Below are 17,335 nucleotides of genomic sequence, written 5' to 3'. Positions count from 1 at the left end.
CTATTGCTCGTTGAGGTGAGACGGGGCTGCATGAGACTGTCAGTGATAGCGAGCGGATGGAATCCCCAAGATTTTCAATGGTGGAATCACGATTCACCATGTATGTCGCAGGAGCGGGTCCTCGGGATTGATGGACTGCAGGCCATGAACAAGCGCCTGCACCTTGTCCCGATCACCGGCGCGTTGCGCGTAGGCCAGCAGGGCCTGGCGTATCGTCCTATTGGAAGGATCTTCTGCCAGCCCCTGCTCAAGCAGCTCGATGGCCTGTTCAGGCTGCCCGCTTTCATACAACCCAAGCGCGTAGGCATAGCGATACTCGGCCTGCTCGCGTTCCTGTTCATGGGCACGGCGCAAGGCTGCCAGCGCTTTGGCTGGTTGTCGTTGCCGCACCCAGGTCATGCCGATGGCATATTGCAACGCCGCGTTGTCACCTTGTTGCAGGCCCTCTTGCAGCAACGCCTGGGCGGCCTGAACGCGTCCCTGGCCCTCCAGTAGCTGGGCCAATGCAGTGCGAGCGGGATGAAAGTCCGCATCGCGCAGCAAGGCCTCGCGCAACGCCGGCTCCACCTGATGCAACTCGCCGCGCGCCTGATAGAGCATGGCCAGATTCAGAAGGGCGTCTGGCCGCTCGCGCAACACCTGCTGCACCTGCTCGTATTCTTCCAGCGCCTGGGCGAAACCTTCAGGTTCACGGCCGGCTGGCAGCGGCAACTGTGCCAACGCCCATGCCGAGGCGATACGTACTGCCTTGACCGGATCGGTCACCAGCGGGGCCAGGGTCTTGCTCAGTTGCCTATCCGGCAACAGCCTGCTCAGCGCCTCCACGGCCTGCTCACGCACCTGCGGCGCTTCATTGCGCAGCGCCTCGCGAGCGGCCAGCGTCGCGCGCGCGGATGGGTAGCGGGGCAATTCAACCAGTAGGGTAGCCCTGCGAATGGCCGGCAGGTCGCTGCGCGCCAGCTGCTCCAGCAGCACCTTGGCCGCCCCTGCCTGCCCATGCCTGACACTGAACAGGGCTGCCGCATAGCCACCATCGCGAGGTGCGGGGTTGTCGAAGAGCCGCCCGAACTGTTCGGCCAGCCTTTCCCCAGGCATGTCCTGGTGACAATTCAGGCAGGCATCCTTGTGCCCCAGCGCTATCGCCTGCACGGGATTCGGCACGCTGAAGCTATGATCATGGCGCAGATCATTGACCATGTAGTAGCGGCCGGGCATATGGCAACTGACGCACTGGGCTGCGGTCGTTCCCTGCGCATGCTTGTGGTGAGCCGGCGAGTCGTAATCCCTGGCGCTCAGGCCGTCGGCGGTAATACCTCCGCGGACAGCCTGCCCTGAGGGGTTGTGGCACTGGGTGCAAAGCGCATTACCGGTGGCCCGCAATGTTCCGGCATGCGGGTCGTGGCAGTCCGAGCAACGCACTCCGGCGGCGTACATGCGGCTCTGGACGAAAGAGCCGTACTCGAAGACTTCGTCCTTGATCTTGCCATCGATCTCATTGAGAACCGGGGTGAGGACATTGGGCAGGAAATCGTCCATCAGACGTCCTGCATGTCGATAGCCATCCCCCAGTGCCGCACGCCGGCTATGGCAGCGACCGCAGGTTTCCACCTCCTGCAGCGTGTCCCCGCTCTTCAGAGACCTGGCAAATCCATAACGGCCATCGGCATCCGCCTTGCGTGTCCACTCCAGGTGGCCGGACGCCGGCCCGTGGCAACTCTGGCAACCAACTCCAAGCGCCTGCCAATGGCTGGAATAGCTCTGTGTGGCCGCGTCATAGTTACGCCGGAAGCCTGTGCTGTGGCAGTCGATGCACATGAAGTTCGCGTTCTGGTTCAAGCCGGCCCAATGCAGCATTTCGCCAGGTCTGGCCTGTTGATCGGGGTAGAGATCGAACCAGCGTTGCTCCCGCGTATCCCACGCCATGGTGAATGCCTGGAGGTGCCCGCCTGGCAGTTCCAGCAAATACTGTTGCAGGGGTTCCACCCCTATTGCATAGGCGACGCGGAAGTCCGCCTTCAGGCCGTCCGCTCCCGTGGTGTTTATCCAGAAACCATTATCCCTGCGGAAAAACCGGCTGCCGCCATCCACCCCGGAGACCTGCCGATCGGCGAAGTCGCCAAGCACCGCCTGCTCGCTGGCCGGTTGCATGGCCAACTGATGATGGGACCCCAGCCAGGCTTGGTGTTGTGGTTGGTGACAGCTCTGACAACTGCTTTCCGCAACCCACTCAGCAGCCGGCACTGAGGGTTCCGGCCGGGATGAGTCGGCTCCGAACCATAACCCTAGGCTCACCGCCAGCAGCAACAGGACGAAGCCGTACGCCAGCCACCGCCACCCTTTCATCAGGCGTTCCACTCAAGGTGCACCCATCACACTCCTGGGCAGAGTTCCGCAATCAGGTCGGGCAGGCCATACCCCTCTTGCTCCGGCAGCAGGAGTTTATTGATGACTATCGGCTTGCCCAGCACCTCGCCGAGATATGGACGCGCGCCATCGACTCCACTTCCGATATAGGTAGGGTTGGCAAGCCCCTGGCCTGATCCGGGCCGCTGCAAGACACGCTCGCTGTCGAGCAGTACGTGGCCATTCCAGTACAAGGCGAGTCGGGAGCTGGCTGGACCGGGGAAGGGAAAGGTGCTGGCAGGCTTCACGTGCACGCTGACCACCAGGCTGTTGCAGGCACTGTGGGCAGCTTGCAGGGGCTCGCTGATTTGCTCGACATGGCCATGTGCTACCAGGAGCCGGCCGTCGGCAAGCAAGTCCAGGCGCCAGATCCCCTCTTGCTCCAGTAACGTCTGCACCTGGGGTGTCTTTGCCGGCTTACCGAGTGCAAAGCCCATGCTGAAACCACCGAAGACCGGGGCGCGCTGGAAGTCCCTGCCCGTCAACATCGCAGGCTGCCCGTTGCCGGCTGGCTGCCAGTTGAAAGACGGCTCACGCAATTTGCGCTCCTCCTTCTTCATCAAGGCATTGGCCTGGGGCTGGTCGAGCGAGTCGGGTACGTTCCCGCTTGGCTGCGGGGCGCCAATGGCGGCAGTCATCCGGCCATCCTTAAAACCACCGAGAACGTCCCTGTAGAAGATCGATGCCCGATCAAAGAGATGCCCCCCATACGCCATGCCCAGGCGCCCACTGTCCGACATCCAGTAGTAGCCTCTCGGCTCGGGCAAGGAAGAGCCCTCCAGTAGAGGTCGCAGGCTTCTTCCCATGATTCCTTCCGGAGCGGCGCCACCTGTCAGGGTCAGGAGCGTCGGGTAGAGATCGGTGATATGGGTTGGCGCAACGATATCGGCATTTTCATAGTGATGAGGCCAGATCAACCACAACGGACTGCGAACGCCGCCCTCCGTGTAGGTGGCCTTCTTGCCGAGCAGAGGGAAGTTATTGTCTCGCGCAATATTGGGGCCGCCATTGTCGCTGGCGAAAACCACGATCGTGTTTTCTGCCAGCCCACGCTCTTCGAGCGCTTTTAGCAAGCGCTGGACATTGTGATCGAGCTGCTTCAACACCGCCTGAAAGCGCCCCTCGGGCGTATCGGGAAACTGTTGGGCGAACGTTGGAGACGGTTGATAGGGCGTATGGGGCGAATAGAGCCAGAGGTTGATGAACCAGGGCTGTCCTTCGCCGGCATCCATAAGCTCAATGGCTTTATCGATCAGCAGGTCATCGAGATAGCCCTGATACTGCCGTGGCGGAGCGCCATTTTCCTGCAGCCATGGATCGACATGGGTCGGTTGCCGTTGAAGAATTTCCCCGTTCTCCCCAGGGCCACGGAGGATGAAGTGATTGAGCATGCCGAACCAGTAATCGAAGCCATGATGGCCTGGCTGAATTTCCGGGTACTCAAGCGCTTCCCCTACATGCCACTTGCCGACATGGGCTGTTCGATAGCCCAGCGTTCGCAGGCTTTCGGGCAGCGTTTCAAGGTCGCTGGAGAGTCCGAGACCATCGGCCTGGAAGCCGATGCTGACGGGATGCCGGCCCGTCAGCAGAGCCGCTCGGCTGGGCGAGCAGGTGCTATCGGTATAGTGTCTGCGAAATCGCACGGACTGTCGGCTAAATTCGTCGAGACTTGGAGTAGGAGCGCTATCATCGCCCCAGCTTGATATATCGTTATTACCCAGATCGTCCGTAAGGATAAATAGAATATTGGGCCGTTCGGCATCATTATTATTCGAGCATCCCGCCAGTAGCAGCACCCCTAGCAACGCAGTGCAAGCGAAGCCGCGCAAGGTCAAGCCGCCAACATTCCACATGAGTCGAATCCTATCCAATGAGTAGCGCATTATTCCCCAAGCTCACCCACACGCAAAACCAGCCGCATGGCCCGGCTGGCACGCTACTCGACTACACCGCACTGCAAGCCGCCGAAGCCAATCTTGCCTCGCTCTACCAGCACAATCAGCCTTTCGCCCATATCGTCATCGACGACTTCCTGCCGGAGGCGACACTGGCCCGCCTGCTGGCCGAATACCCCCAGGACCAGAGCCTGCCGATCTGGAACGAGGCCACGCACAAGGACAAGCAGACCGGCGAGTACGTGCAGAAGGACAAGCGCAACATCCGCGATCTGATGAGCATGCCTCCCACTTACCGGCAACTGATCTGGGAACTGAACTCGCACTACTTTCTCGATTTCCTCGCCGGCATGACGGGCATCGCTGACCTGATTCCCGACCCCAAGCTGCGTGGCGCCGGCATCCACCAGATCGGTCGCGGCGGCTTTCTCAAGGTACATGCCGATTTCGCCAGCCACCGCGATTTCGGCCTGGATCGCCGGCTCAACTTCCTGCTCTACCTGAACCAGGACTGGCTCCAGGAGTACGGCGGGGAGCTGGAGCTCTGGGATCCGGCCATGCAAGGGCCACCCAAGCGCGTGCTGCCGATCCTCAATCGCTGCGTGGTCTTCAGCACGACGGCGACCTCTTTCCACGGTCATCCCAAACCCCTGACCTGTCCCGAGGGGGTCTACCGCAAATCGCTGGCACTCTACTACTACACCAACGGCCGCCCTGCCGGGGAAGCCGAACCGGGCTTCGCCACGCTTTGGCAGGATGTCCCTGACGCCTATCGTTGAGCGCCCTCACGGATGAGTGACACAAGCATGTCCCGCAATTCGGGCCTGGATTATCTGCGCTCGCTCGCAGTCGTCATTGTTCTGGCGAATCATTGTTTTCTTTGGTTTTTCGTCTCGACGGGCAAGATCGTCTGGCAGGGCGGCCCGGCCTATCTGAGTGCCAGCGCCGTCATTTCCATCGAATGGCTGTTCGTGCTGAGTGGCTACCTCATCGGCACGATGATGATCCGGATCTTCGAAAAGGAGCAGAATCATCTTTTGGCCTGCCGGGACTTCTGGCTGCGTCGCTGGTTCCGGACATTGCCCTGTTACTACCTGTTCCTTCTGGTCAATGTGGGACTGAGCATGGTGCTGGCCGATGCCGGCAGCTTCGACTGGAGCTATGTCTTCTTCCTGCAGAACCTGGCCTACCCGGAGAAGCTGCCGCATTTCTTCGGGGAGTCCTGGTCATTGGCGGTGGACGAATGGTTCTACCTGATCATGCCGATCCTGGTGCTCGTGAGCGCTCGGCTGATGAAGCTCTCGGTCCGGAATGCCTTCCTGCTCTCCTCGCTTCTGCTGATCACCCTGCCCTTCTGGATGCGGCTGATGCATGAGGTGCCAAGAGGGTTCTTCCAGTGGGATGCCGAAATCAGAAGACTCACGATCTATCATCTGGATGCGACTGGCTGGGGAGTGCTGGCTGCCACGCTGAGCCGTTGGGCACCAGGGTGGTGGCAGCGTCAGGTCGCTGGCAAGGCCGCGCTTGGTCTGGTCATAACGGTGCTGGGGCTTGCCGCTATCTGGAAGCTTGTACATAGCGGCTGGGGCAGCTCCGCAACCTACTCGCTCATCAACGCCGGTACCCTCTCGTTGCTGGGGCTGGGAACACTGCTGCTGCTGCCCGCCATCGTCCGGCTGAAAACGCAGAAGGGTTGGGCGCATACCGCCGTTGCCCGGATCAGCCTGTATTCCTACACGCTTTACCTAAGCCATTTTCCATTGCTGCTTGGCATCAGAGCCGTGTTGGGCTTGCAAGCGAATAGTCCTTGGCCTGTCATGGCGCTGGCAGTCCTGCTCTGGCTGGCCTTGGTGTGGCTGGTATCGGTGCTGGTGTTCCACTTCTTCGAAAAACCCGTTGCGGATGTGCGGGAGAAGATCACACGGCGCGTGGATGCCAGCCCATTCGGAGCACGGGCATGACGGTTATCTGCATACAGGCTGGTAGCCGCTTCGGCCCTGCATTGTCGGCAGGTGTGCCTTGAGCCTGAGGAATGGTCGCTCGACCAGTCGGTAGCACAGGAGCGAAAGCCCCCAGGCAGCCAGGAAGCTGGCGGCAATGGTCGCGAGCAGGGGTGGCGTCCAAGGCGAGCCATTGATCTGCTTGAGCAGTGGATAGAGCAGGTAGAACTGCACCGGTAGATGCACCAGGTACAGGGAATAGGAAATGGTGCCGAGGTGGCTGAACAGCGGGTTGATAAACAGTGCTTTCATTCTGCCGGCGGTACCCAGGCTGCAAAGCAGCAACCCGCCCCACAACAACGCTTCCACGCTATGGTAGAACGGCATGGCCATGAGCGCTGGCGTCTGTCCCGACATGCCATACCAGCGCAATAGCCAGAGCAGCGTGACCAGCAACAGCACAGCCAGCGATGCTACGCGTCGAGGGGAGTCGGTCAGCCAGGTGAAGCCTCTGCTCAGATAGAGCCAGCTACATAGACCGCCAATCAGAAAGGCCGGCCCACGCCCGAATAGCGAAGCCTGCAACGAGGCATTGCGATGGTCGCCCAGCCACTGGGGTTGAAGAAAAAGATACGCATGCAATCCCAGCCAGCAAAGACCGCCGACCAGCACCAGCCAGCGTCCCAGGCGGTGGCCCAGTCCCAGCATGACCCAAGGCAGAAGCATGTAGAATTGCACCTCGGTGCACAGCGACCACCACGGTACGCTGAAGGGGAAGGCATCGAAACCTATGGGTATGAACAGCAGCGCCTTGAATGCTGAAGCGTTGGCCGTGGCCAGCCAGGCCACCAGTATCACCAGGTAATAGAGTGGTACGACCCTCAGCAAGCGCGCCATGTAGAAGCGGGTGATATTCACCTGCTCGCCATTGCGCAGCGCCAGGATGAATGGCTGAACCAGCAGAAAACCGCTCAGCACGAAAAACAGCGTGACCCCGGTATTGCCGGCGCCCAGAACCTGTAACCAGGCGGGCTGGTGCTCCGACGGCCCCAGCCCTCCGTCCATGTTGAGGATGCCGACATAGTGGAACAGCACTACCAGCAGGATGGCCCAGCCACGCAAGGACTCGAGTTGAGGAAGATAGGCAGCAGGCTGGCGCAGGCCGGACAATACTTTTGGCATTTTTGAACCTGTTATCTACAAGGCTCTAAACCATCTACGCAAACGGAGGCTACGGTACGCTCCATGGCCGCCCGCTTTCTGCGTGCTTATCCGCATCCTCAGCACAGCACGGGAATTTGTCCAAGCGGGTAGGATGACGGAGCGAAGAACCAGGCCTCAATGGCATAACGGTCACGGGTCATGCCATCGTCCACCGCCGTGCGATGCAGATTCATCTCATCGAAGAAGATCGCATCCCCTGCCGAAAATTTAAGCCTGACCGGAGCCACCCCGGCACTTCCAGCAGCAATAAACTCGTGGCCCACGGACCAGTTGAAATCGGCGTCGTTTTCCCCTGTGGGGACGATCCGATCGAGCCGTGCCGGAATCATGTCCATCGAGGGGGCATCGATCCCGCAATCGCTCAAGGCAATCCATAAATTAAGGGTTCGAATACCGTTCCCGAGAAACGCGCCATCCTGATGCCAGCCACTCTTGCTTGCAGGCGAAACGCGTCGTAGCGTGGTCTTCTTGAGCGACAGCGCCGGCGGCTCGCCCAGATATGCCTCGATCACCGGCAGAATCCGCTCTCGCTTGAGCGTCGAGATCAGTAGCTCCATGGCCTTGGGCGAGTCCGCCGCCAGCACGCCGCCACCCTCACGCACCCACTTTCTAGCGACCCGTACCTCACCATTTTCCGCGCATGGCCTCAATGGTGTGTACCACTGGCAAGATTCGCCATGGTCATAGGCCGCCATCGCCTGATCCACCGCCTCGATCAGCGCCTGTGTATCTTCGTGGCCCAGCAGATTGCGCACGATCAGCGAGCCGTGTCGCATCACGCCCTGCTCCAACATCCGGGCATCGAGCTGCCGAGCTGGTATCTGGGGAATTTCCCCAAGCGGCCAGCCCAGATCCACCGGCGCGGGTGGCCATGAGCTTCGGGCGGCAGCTGGTTCGCGCCGAAAAAAACCACTGTGGCGAAATTGCATCAGCCTGGTCAGTTTTTCCGGCGTTTCCTCACATGCGATATCTGCCTCGAGAGCAGTGATCGCGGCAGCAATCTTGCCTTCGGCGAACAACTTCTCGGCAATGCTCAATGCATTCATAAGAGCGCAGTCCCTGCAATCCTAGGTCTTTGCCGCTTGGTTAAGAGCCGCGGCGCTTTGATTGGGGTCCTGGGCTTTCATCTGCCGCTTCAGCTTGCGGGTGTTTTCCAGGTGCTTGCTGGCATGCACATAGAACGCACGCAGGCGGGCCGCCCCCTCGTCCGAGCCGGATTCGAACAACAGCTTGAGCAGCTCGTGGTCGTTGCCACGTTCACCACCCGGCTTGCGCAGCACACCCAGGCCGAAGCCATGGTTGAACGTGAAGGTCTCGTGCTGGCCGCGAATCTCTTCCCAGAACTTCCATGCACCGAAATCCTGCAAGCGTGCCTGCACATCGTGGAACAGGATGATGCCGCCTGGCCTGACCTTGGGATACCAGCTGGCGAAGTCCTCGCTGACCGCCTCGTAGGTATGGAAGCCGTCGATGTGCAGTAGGTCGATGCTGTCTTCGTTGAAATGGCGCAGGGCATTGTTGAAGAACATGCGCATCAGGTAGGAAAAGCCGTGGTAATTCTGGCGATTGTGGCCGTTGACCGCGTTGAACACCGATTCGTCGTACTTGTCGGTGTGCTCGTCCCCCTCGAAGGTATCGACTGCATAGCACAGGCCGTCGATCTCGTTTTCCTTCATCGACTGGCAGAAGGTGAAGTAGGAAAGTCCCTTGTGCGTTCCCAGCTCGACCAGCATCTTCGGCCTGATGGCCGCTACCAGGTCATAACCGAACGGCAGATGATCGACCCAGGTGCTGAACACCATGTGCAGGGGTTCGAAGTGTCGGATCGACGGTGGCATGTAGACATGAGTCATTCTTGAATTCCCTGTTCAGTCTCTGGATGGTTTTCGACCGGACAAACGTCCGATCATTGCCTCATGCTTTCCACTGCGACAGGGCCGTCTGTCACACTTGCAGCGGGTTGTCTGTCGTGCGCCTTGGCGCGCTCGTCAGCATACATATCCTCATTGCGCTCGGCGCAACGCTGTACACGGTGCATGCCTCGCTCGACCGAGTGCTTCAAGTAACGCAAGGCCGGTCCCGGTACTTTTCCAAGCAGAATCGGCTCGACCGTCGGTGAGCGGAACGGCTGCCCAAGCAGCTCGCACAGTTGCTCGCTCTGTCGGCGCAGGATGGACTCGCGGGTGTCCACCTCCGAGGTCGTCACCCCGCCGTGCAACTGATGGAACGAGCCTTCGCCCGCCAGCATGAAGGCCCGCGTGCGCGGGTGCATGGCCACCTTGCGATAGATGAACAGGTTGAGTGCACCGCCGCCGGGCAGATCGAAGCGCTCGTCGGCCTGGCCTATATCGCGGAAGATGTCCGCCGCCATGAACAGGCAATTGCACTCCATGAACGGATGGAAGATGCCATTGGGGTTGGCTCCGCTCAGGCAGGAAATATCGAACAGGCGGTAGCCATTGCGCTGCCAGTCGATCTCGTCGAGCAGTGCCTGTTCCTTTTCCTCAGTGTAACCGTGGCTCAGGTGGAACTGCTGTTCGTTCTCCCCCAAGTGATAACCGGGCACTACCACCATGGCATCCGCTGTCATCCGGAACGCCATCAGCACGTTCTGCACCACGCCCGGCGTGACCATTCGCGCCCCGTCGATCATCAGGCCGACGAATTGCCCCCTGACCTGGGCGAAGGCGAAGTTGATCGCGGCGGCTGGTGAAACACCCGGTTCGTCACGCAGGAAATAACGAAAGTTGCCCGGTAGCGCCGCAATCGCTTCGGCGTCCATGTTTCGCCGCGAACGGTTCTCTACCACGATGACTTCATAGTCCTCGGGGCCCACTTCCTGCTGGTAGCCCGGGCTCAGGCTGACCAGGGTATTGAGCGCCTGGCGCGGCATGTCGTAGGCGATCACGATGATAGACAGCAGCGGCCGGCGGCTCATTGCGGCTGCACCTTGTCCAGTGAGTGGCGAATGAAGCGGTAGACGCTCGGATGCGGCGTGCCGAACAGGATCGGTCGCACGCTCGGCGGCGCGCGGTCATCGCCGCGCAAGGCGCGATCCTGATCGTCCAGTTGCTTGTAGATCACATCCCGTTCGGCCTTGCGCGTACCCGTGGTGACCCCGCCATGGAACTGGTGGAACGACCCTTCGCCGAACAGCATGTAGAACGGCGTATTGGGGAACTCCAGGAGGCGCTTGTACAGATCCAGGTTGGCATTGCCGCCGCCGAAGTCGTTGTAGCGCGAGTCCATGCCTCCCAGCGCCTTCCACTTCTTCAGGGACATGGCGATGAAGTTGCTCTCGTAGTTGCTCTGGAAGAAACCGCCCTGGCAAGAACCGCTGAGCACCGCGATGTCGAACAGGCGGTAGCCGTCCCGAGGCCACTCGATGCTGCCAAGCAGCTCTGCTTCGGCCGCCTCGTCATAGCCTTCGTTGACCGCCACCTGCTGCAACTTGTGACCGATGTGGTATCCCGGTGCCGAAACGGCGGCGTTGGGAGCGATGCGGAAGGCATCCAGGGCGAGCCTGACCGCTCCCGGAGTCAGCATGCGCGCGCCGTCGATCATGATCGCGACATGGCTGCCCCTGGCCTGCGCGGCCCCGAAGTTGATGGCATGCACCGGCGTGCGCTGGGTTTCCTGGCGGTGGAAATAACGGACATTGCCCGCATGGCGCGTCGCCCGCTCACCGCCCAGGAGACGATCGGAGTGGTTCTCGACCACGATCACCTCGTAATCCCGCTCGCTTACTCCCTGCTGGTACAGAGGGCTGAGGGAATACAGGGTTTTCTCCGCCTGATCCGGCATCTTGTACACGATCACCACGATGGAAAGCCGTGGCCTGCGCTGGAAGAAAGCCATGCTCACACCCCTTCAGCGTGCATAAGCACGGAGTTGCCGATACATATCCTGCAAATCCGCAGGCAACGGCCGCTCCAGCTGCTCGTGGTGCTTCAGCTCGGCGCTGAAAAAGCGTTCATCGGTCAACGGCTCCAGCCCAAGTTCCAGCAGCACAGCATTGAGCTTGTCGTGCAGGACGGCCTCGTCTTCGTCGAAGCAGAGCAAGGGGAACGGCTGCTGCCGGTACAGCGCCAGCAGCCGCGCGTTGTAGGCGGCCCACAGCGCCAGGGCCTGTTCTTCGGGCATGCCGCCGCGTGCATGCAGGGACTGCGCGACTGCGGTGGGGTGGCGGAAGATGCCGACGAAGCGCAGATCGGGAATCAGTTCCTGCCAGCCCTCGACCAGCAGCAGCGAGCGCGGGTCCTTGAAGCCCCAGCGCCGGTCGCCGGTGAAGTCGGCGATCAGGGCGCGGGCCTGCTCGCGCTCCTGCTCCGTCCATTCCACCCTGGCCACGGGTGGCTTGTCCCAGGCATAGCCACGAGCACCCAGCACGGCATCGTTGAATGCGACGATATCGAGGTTTTCCCGGTTGCCCTTGAGATTATGCGGATTCCAGGCGCTGAACTTGCCAAGTTCCAGGCCCGCCTGCTGCAGCGAGCCGGTCAGAAAGCTGGTACCGCTGCGGTGCATGCCCACCACCATGACCGGCTCATCCTGGCGTGGCCTGGCCACGGGCTCGCGAGAAGCGAAAGAAAATAGATTCCGAATGAACCGCATCGATGCCTCTTTATTATTGGTATGCACGCGCTCGTCGAATAGTAACGGCGGCTATCTTGCTGAAAACGTGAGGCATTGTGTTTAAATGTGCGCCTCTTTTCAATCAGACCCGTAAGACGATGAACTACCGCGAAATCGTACTGTATGGCGTGTACAGCGACCTGCGCACGGAGATCGCCCGGCGCTTCCTCGGTTTTCTTTGGTGGATCATCGAGCCGATCATGTACATGGCCGTGTTCTACGTGGTTTTCGGCATGGCTCTACGCCAAGGCGGCCCGGACTACGTGCCCTTCCTCCTCTGCGGCATGATCGCCTGGAAATGGTTCGATGGCTCGGTACGCCAGGCCAGCCAGTCGATCATGATGAACGCCGGGCTGGTTCAGCAGATCTATGTGCCCAAGAGTCTGTTTGCGCTGATCCAGATTTTCAGCAACACCTTCAAGTTCGCCATCGTGCTCCTGCTGCTGCTCGGCTTCCTGCTGATGACCGGCAAGTCCCCCAGCCTGGAGTGGCTGGGCCTGTTGCCGGTGATCCTGACGCAGTTGCTGCTGATTGTTGCCGTCGGCCTGCTGCTGGCTGCGATCATCCCCTTCGCCCATGACCTGAAAATGGTCGTCGACAACCTGCTGATGCTGATGATGTTCATGTCCGGGATTTTCTTCAGCGCCGAGCAGGTGCCGGAAAACATGCGCACTGCCTTCGAATACAACCCGATGGTGCTGCTGATCAGTACCTACCGCGACGTGCTGCTGCACAACCACTGGCCTCAATGGTCGGCGCTCGGCTATTGCCTGGCGCTGTCGGTGCCTATCCTGGCCGTGGCCCTGCTGATCCTGGCGCGCAACGAGCGTCGTTATCCGAAACTCCTGTACTGAGAGCGCGCATGACCGAGCAGGTAATTCTCGAGGCCCGCAACGTCGGCCTGTCGTACCGCCAGCGCACCGGCGTTCTGCGCTACAACCATTTCTGGGCGCTGGACGATGTCAGCTTCACCCTCAACACCGGCGAAACCCTGGGTGTGATCGGCGCCAACGGCGCGGGCAAGAGCACCCTGCTGCGCCTGATCGCGGGCATTACCGAACCGGATCGTGGCACGCTCTGGCGCCAGCCCGGCCTCAGCGCCAGCCTGCTGGCACTGAGCGTTGGCTTCAAGCCCGAGCTATCTGGCCGAGAGAACGTGGTGATTGGCGGGCTGTTGCTCGGCCTGAGCCTCAAGCGCGTCCGGGCGCTGATGGATGAGATTCACGCCTTCAGCGAGCTGGGCACGTTCTTCGAGCGTCCGGTGGGCACATATTCCACCGGCATGCGCGCGCGTCTGGGTTTCGCCGTGGCCATCCATGCCGACCCCGACATCATGCTGATCGACGAAGTGCTCGGTGTGGGTGATGAAAGCTTCAAGATGAAGTCCCACCAGGCCATGCGTGACAAGATCCGCGCCAAGAAGACCGTGGTACTGGTCTCTCACAGCATGGAGGCGATCCAATCGCTCTGCGACCGGGTGCTGTGGATACATGAAGGGCGCAGCCTGTACTGTGGCCCTACGGGCGAAGTCATTGGCAATTACCTTGAGGCCATCCGCATGGCAGTAAAGCAAGAACAAGCCAGGGAACGTGCGGCCAAACGACAACCAGCCATCTGATTGTCTCCACGACCAAATTCGACAATAACAAGAAGGCCGGGACATGGCCTTGGTTGAGGTTTATATGAGCGTTGGCCTGACAAGGGTTTTCGTTGTACTCGGCATGCACCGCAGTGGAACCAGCGTCATCACCCGAGCCTTGAAGGCGCTGGGCGTTGAACTTGGCGACAACCTGATGCCCGCCGCCGAGAACAACAACGAGAAGGGATTCTTCGAAGATCTGGATATTCACGAGCTCAACACCCGCTTGCTCCACGCGCTGGGAACGAGTTGGGACAGGCTCGGCGAAATCGATCTGGCACACTGTCTGGATTCGGAGCTGGCGCCTTGGCGGGACGAGGCCTTGGCGATTCTGCGTGCCAAGCTGCCAGAACACGGCCTGTTCGCCTTCAAGGACCCACAGACCTGCCTGCTGTTGCCCTTCTGGCAGCGTGTGCTGGCCGAGTTGTCGCTTGAGCCTTGCTACCTGATTTGCCTGCGCAATCCGTTGAGCGTCGCAGCTTCGCTGCACAAGCGCGACGACATAACCCCCGCGCGCGCACAACTGCTATGGGCGCACTATCAGCTGGCGGCGCTGCGCTACAGCGAAGGCGCACGACGCATAGTGGTCGACTACGACGCCATGCTCGATCAACCGCTGCAACAGTTATCGCGTATTGCCACTGCCTTCGATATGCCGCTGCCGGAGGCCGACACCGACGAAATGCGTGAGTTCGAACAGGACTTTCTCAGTCAGGGGCTCCGTCACACTCGTCACTCAGCCGAACAGCTGGGTGACCGCACACAAGTGCCGCAGCCCGTTGCAGCCCTGTACCAGTTGCTGCGTCGCGTCGCCACCGACCAGCTGGACCTTCAGGATGTCGGCTTCAACCAGAGCTGCACGGAGCTGGCCGCTGCCCTGCAAGAGCTCAAGCCGCTCGCCCAGGCGCTCGACGCAGTCGATCATGAGCGCCTTCAAATCATCGGCAGCGAGAACGAGACCATTCTGGGCCTGAACGGCACCATCCAGGCTCTGGACAGTGACTGCCAGCAGTTGCGCGACCAGCTCGTCGCCTGCAACGTCGAACGCGAAAATGCCTGGCACATGCACGGCCAGGTTCTTCAGGATCGCCATGAGCTGGCCGGCAAGCTGAACGACAGTCTATTTCAACAGGATGAGCTGCGTGCCGAGCTGGCGCAGATGCATGCCAGCCATCGGGATCTGAACGAGACCATCCGGGATCTGAGCGAGACCACCCACGCTCTGAATGAGACCACCCAGGCTCTGAACGAAACCATCCGGGTTCTGGACAACGAACGCCACCAGCTGAACGACCAACTCGCCGCCAGCAATGCCGAGTGCGAAAACGCCTGGCACATGCACGCCCAAGCCCTGCAGCACCGCCATGAACTGGCCGGCGAACTGAATGACTGCCTGTTGCGCCAGGATCAGCTGCGTGCCGAACTGGCGCAGGTGTATGCCGGCCATTCATGGCGCCTGACCCGCCCGATCCGGGGGCTGCGACGGCATTATCAGAACCCGGGCCTGCTGGTACGTGCCCTGGGCTCCGAAAGCGTCCGCTGGCTGTGGCGGCTCCTGCCTCTGTCCACGGGGAGCAAGCAGGCCTTCAAGCACCGGCTGTTCACCCATGCCGGCCCGCTGTTGCGCAAGACCAGGGCCTATCAGAACTGGCAGTGGAGCCAGGAACAGGGCCGGCAGCCCGAACGCTCCCTCGACGACACGCAACTCCAGTGGATTGACGAACCCGTCGAGGCCATCCCGCAGCTACAGCCCCATGCACAGCCTGTCGAAAGCCCGGTTCGGCTGATCGCCTTCTACCTGCCCCAGTTCCACCCCATTCCCGAGAACGACGCCTGGTGGGGCGAAGGCTTTACCGAGTGGACCAATGTCCGCCCGGCCCAGCCGCTCTATGAAGGGCACTACCAGCCCCATGTACCTGGCGACCTCGGCTATTACGACCTGCTTGACGGACAGACCCAGCGGCGTCAGGTCGAGCTGGCCAAACAATATGGCCTCGGCGGTTTCTGCTTCTATTTCTACTGGTTCGGCGGCAAACGCCTGCTGGAGACCCCGGTGGAGCGCTATCTCGCAGACGCAAGCCTCGACCTGCCGTTCTGCCTGTGCTGGGCCAACGAGAACTGGAGCCGTCGTTGGGACGGACTGGATCACGAGATCCTCATCGGCCAGGACCACAGTCCCGAGGATGACCTGGCGTTTATCGCCCACATTGCCCAGTACATGCGTGATAGCCGCTATATCCGTATCGATGGCAAGCCATTGCTGTTGGTCTACCGCCCCAGCCTGCTCCCGGATGCCAAGGCCACCGCATTGCGTTGGCGCACTTGGTGTCGAGAAAACGGTATCGGCGAGATCTACCTGGCCTATACCCAGTCCTTCGACAACCCGCCTCCTTCCCGCTTCGGCTTCGATGCGGCGATCGAGTTCCCGCCCAATGCCACCAATCCGCCTTCCGTCACCGGGCTGATCAAGCCGCTGCAGGAGGACTTCCAGGGGCAGGTATACGACTGGAGCATCTATCTCAAGCGCTGCCTCCAGTACGGCAAGCCTGGCTACAAGCTGTTCCGCAGTGTCTGCCCCTCTTGGGACAATACCGCCCGGCGGCGCAATTGCAGCATCTCCTTCGTCAACAGTTCGCCACGTGGTTACCAGCAGTGGCTGCTGGAAGCCATGCGCGAGACGCTGGGGCGTGAGCAGAACCCGGATGAGCGCATCGTTTTCATCAACGCGTGGAACGAATGGGCCGAAGGTGCTCATCTGGAGCCGGATCAACGCCACGGCTACGGCTTCCTCGAAGCCACCCGCATGGCCAGCCTGCGGGCCAGCCTGCCGGCTCCGGCAGCGCCGGCCCGGGAGACTCTGGCCGTGGTGATTCACGCCTATTACCCCGAGGTCTTGCAGGAAATTCTCGGCTATCTGCAGCAGATCGAGGGGCTTGCGCTACAGTTCTACCTGTCCTGCCCACCCGACAAGGCGCAGCAGGTCAGAAAGATATTGGCCGACTGCCGACACCCGTGGACCCTGGAAGAAACACCCAATCGCGGTCGTGACGTGCTGCCGTTCATGAAGCTGCTGCCCCGTATCGTCGCCGATGGGCATACCCTGTTGCTCAAGGTGCATACCAAGAAGTCCACCCACCGAGAGGATGGTGATGTCTGGCGTCGTGACCTCTACGACAAACTGCTGACGGGGCAGGCCATGCGCCAGGCGCTGGAAACCTTTGCCCTCTCGCCCAGCACCGGCATTCTCGGCCCTGCCGGACATCTGGTACCCATGAGTTTCTATTGGGGGTCGAATGCCCGCCGTGTCGAGGGACTCGCCTGCCGCTTGGGTATCAGCCCCGCCGACCTGAGCGAAATGAACTTCGTTGCCGGTACCATGTTCTTCGCCCAGACTCGCACATTCCTGCCCCTGCTCAATCTGGCACTGAGCGAGGATGACTTCGAGGAAGAAGCCGGCCAGGTCGATGGCACTCTGGCCCATGCCCTGGAGCGTACCTTCAGCATCAGTGCCCGGGCGGTAGGGCTGGACGTGAGCAGCGGAGAAAGTCGTCCCGCGAACCAGGCCTACGCCTTCGCCGATGCCACGCTCTGACGACTGA

At 60.9% G+C, this 17,335-nt stretch carries 13 protein-coding genes; 5 read left to right on the top strand and 8 right to left on the bottom strand.

Going from position 1 to position 17,335, the window contains the following annotated elements; genetic code table 11:
• Window positions 1–93: 93 nt before the first annotated feature.
• Together N7640_RS15415 and N7640_RS15410 are read right to left on the bottom strand one after the other, a co-directional pair.
• Complete coding sequence (locus tag N7640_RS15415; protein WP_279904138.1) at window positions 94–2,148, bottom strand: tetratricopeptide repeat protein; 2,055 nt, start codon at window positions 2,146–2,148, stop codon at window positions 94–96.
• Between the two features lie 221 nt (window positions 2,149–2,369).
• Window positions 2,370–4,256, bottom strand: coding sequence for a sulfatase-like hydrolase/transferase (locus N7640_RS15410; protein WP_279904139.1), 1,887 nt, complete (start codon window positions 4,254–4,256; stop codon window positions 2,370–2,372).
• Between the two features lie 17 nt (window positions 4,257–4,273).
• On the opposite strand from N7640_RS15410, the gene N7640_RS15405 reads away from it, so the two are divergent.
• Window positions 4,274–5,077, top strand: a complete 804-nt coding sequence (locus N7640_RS15405) for a 2OG-Fe(II) oxygenase (protein ID WP_279904140.1) — start codon at window positions 4,274–4,276, stop codon at window positions 5,075–5,077.
• A gap of 27 nt (window positions 5,078–5,104) precedes the next feature.
• Complete coding sequence (locus N7640_RS15400; protein ID WP_279904141.1) at window positions 5,105–6,259, top strand: acyltransferase; 1,155 nt, start codon at window positions 5,105–5,107, stop codon at window positions 6,257–6,259.
• Window positions 6,260–6,262: 3 nt separating this feature from the next.
• Here N7640_RS15400 and N7640_RS15395 read toward each other — a convergent pair whose 3' ends face one another.
• From N7640_RS15395 to N7640_RS15370, 6 genes are all read right to left on the bottom strand, one after another.
• Window positions 6,263–7,420: an acyltransferase gene (locus N7640_RS15395; RefSeq protein WP_279904142.1), complete on the bottom strand. Its 1,158-nt coding sequence runs from the start codon at window positions 7,418–7,420 to the stop codon at window positions 6,263–6,265.
• A 98-nt stretch (window positions 7,421–7,518) separates the two neighbouring features.
• Complete coding sequence (locus N7640_RS15390) at window positions 7,519–8,508, bottom strand: phytanoyl-CoA dioxygenase family protein (RefSeq protein WP_279904143.1); 990 nt, start codon at window positions 8,506–8,508, stop codon at window positions 7,519–7,521.
• Between the two features lie 21 nt (window positions 8,509–8,529).
• Window positions 8,530–9,315, bottom strand: coding sequence for a class I SAM-dependent methyltransferase (locus N7640_RS15385; RefSeq protein WP_279904144.1), 786 nt, complete (start codon window positions 9,313–9,315; stop codon window positions 8,530–8,532).
• Window positions 9,316–9,368: 53 nt separating this feature from the next.
• Window positions 9,369–10,400 (bottom strand): glycosyltransferase family A protein, encoded by a 1,032-nt coding sequence (locus N7640_RS15380; protein ID WP_279904145.1) that lies wholly within the window; start codon window positions 10,398–10,400, stop codon window positions 9,369–9,371.
• Window positions 10,397–11,320 carry a glycosyltransferase family A protein gene (locus tag N7640_RS15375; RefSeq protein ID WP_279904146.1) on the bottom strand — a complete coding sequence of 308 codons (924 nt, stop codon included), beginning with the start codon at window positions 11,318–11,320 and terminating at the stop codon, window positions 10,397–10,399. Before N7640_RS15375 ends, N7640_RS15380 begins: the two co-directional genes overlap by 4 nt.
• A 12-nt stretch (window positions 11,321–11,332) precedes the next feature.
• Window positions 11,333–12,103 carry a sulfotransferase gene (locus N7640_RS15370; protein WP_279904147.1) on the bottom strand — a complete coding sequence of 257 codons (771 nt, stop codon included), beginning with the start codon at window positions 12,101–12,103 and terminating at the stop codon, window positions 11,333–11,335.
• Window positions 12,104–12,195: 92 nt separating this feature from the next.
• Between N7640_RS15370 and N7640_RS15365 the strand changes: the two genes are divergently transcribed.
• Genes N7640_RS15365 through N7640_RS15355 form a run of 3 tightly spaced genes read left to right on the top strand, consistent with a single transcriptional unit; the run spans window position 12,196 to window position 17,328 of the window.
• Entirely contained in the window at window positions 12,196–12,951 is a 756-nt protein-coding gene (locus tag N7640_RS15365; protein ID WP_279904148.1) for an ABC transporter permease, read from the top strand.
• 8 nt (window positions 12,952–12,959) lie between these two features.
• Window positions 12,960–13,715 (top strand): ABC transporter ATP-binding protein, encoded by a 756-nt coding sequence (locus tag N7640_RS15360; RefSeq protein WP_220812648.1) that lies wholly within the window; start codon window positions 12,960–12,962, stop codon window positions 13,713–13,715.
• Window positions 13,716–13,758: 43 nt separating this feature from the next.
• Window positions 13,759–17,328 (top strand): glycoside hydrolase family 99-like domain-containing protein, encoded by a 3,570-nt coding sequence (locus tag N7640_RS15355; RefSeq protein WP_279904149.1) that lies wholly within the window; start codon window positions 13,759–13,761, stop codon window positions 17,326–17,328.
• Window positions 17,329–17,335: the final 7 nt, after the last annotated feature.

The sequence above is a fragment of the Pseudomonas sp. GD04015 genome, assembly GCF_029837675.1.
In the GTDB taxonomy this organism is placed as follows: domain Bacteria; phylum Pseudomonadota; class Gammaproteobacteria; order Pseudomonadales; family Pseudomonadaceae; genus Aquipseudomonas; species Aquipseudomonas paralcaligenes.
Note: the sequence above shows the minus strand (reverse complement) of the source record. Positions and strands in the feature narration are given on the sequence as shown.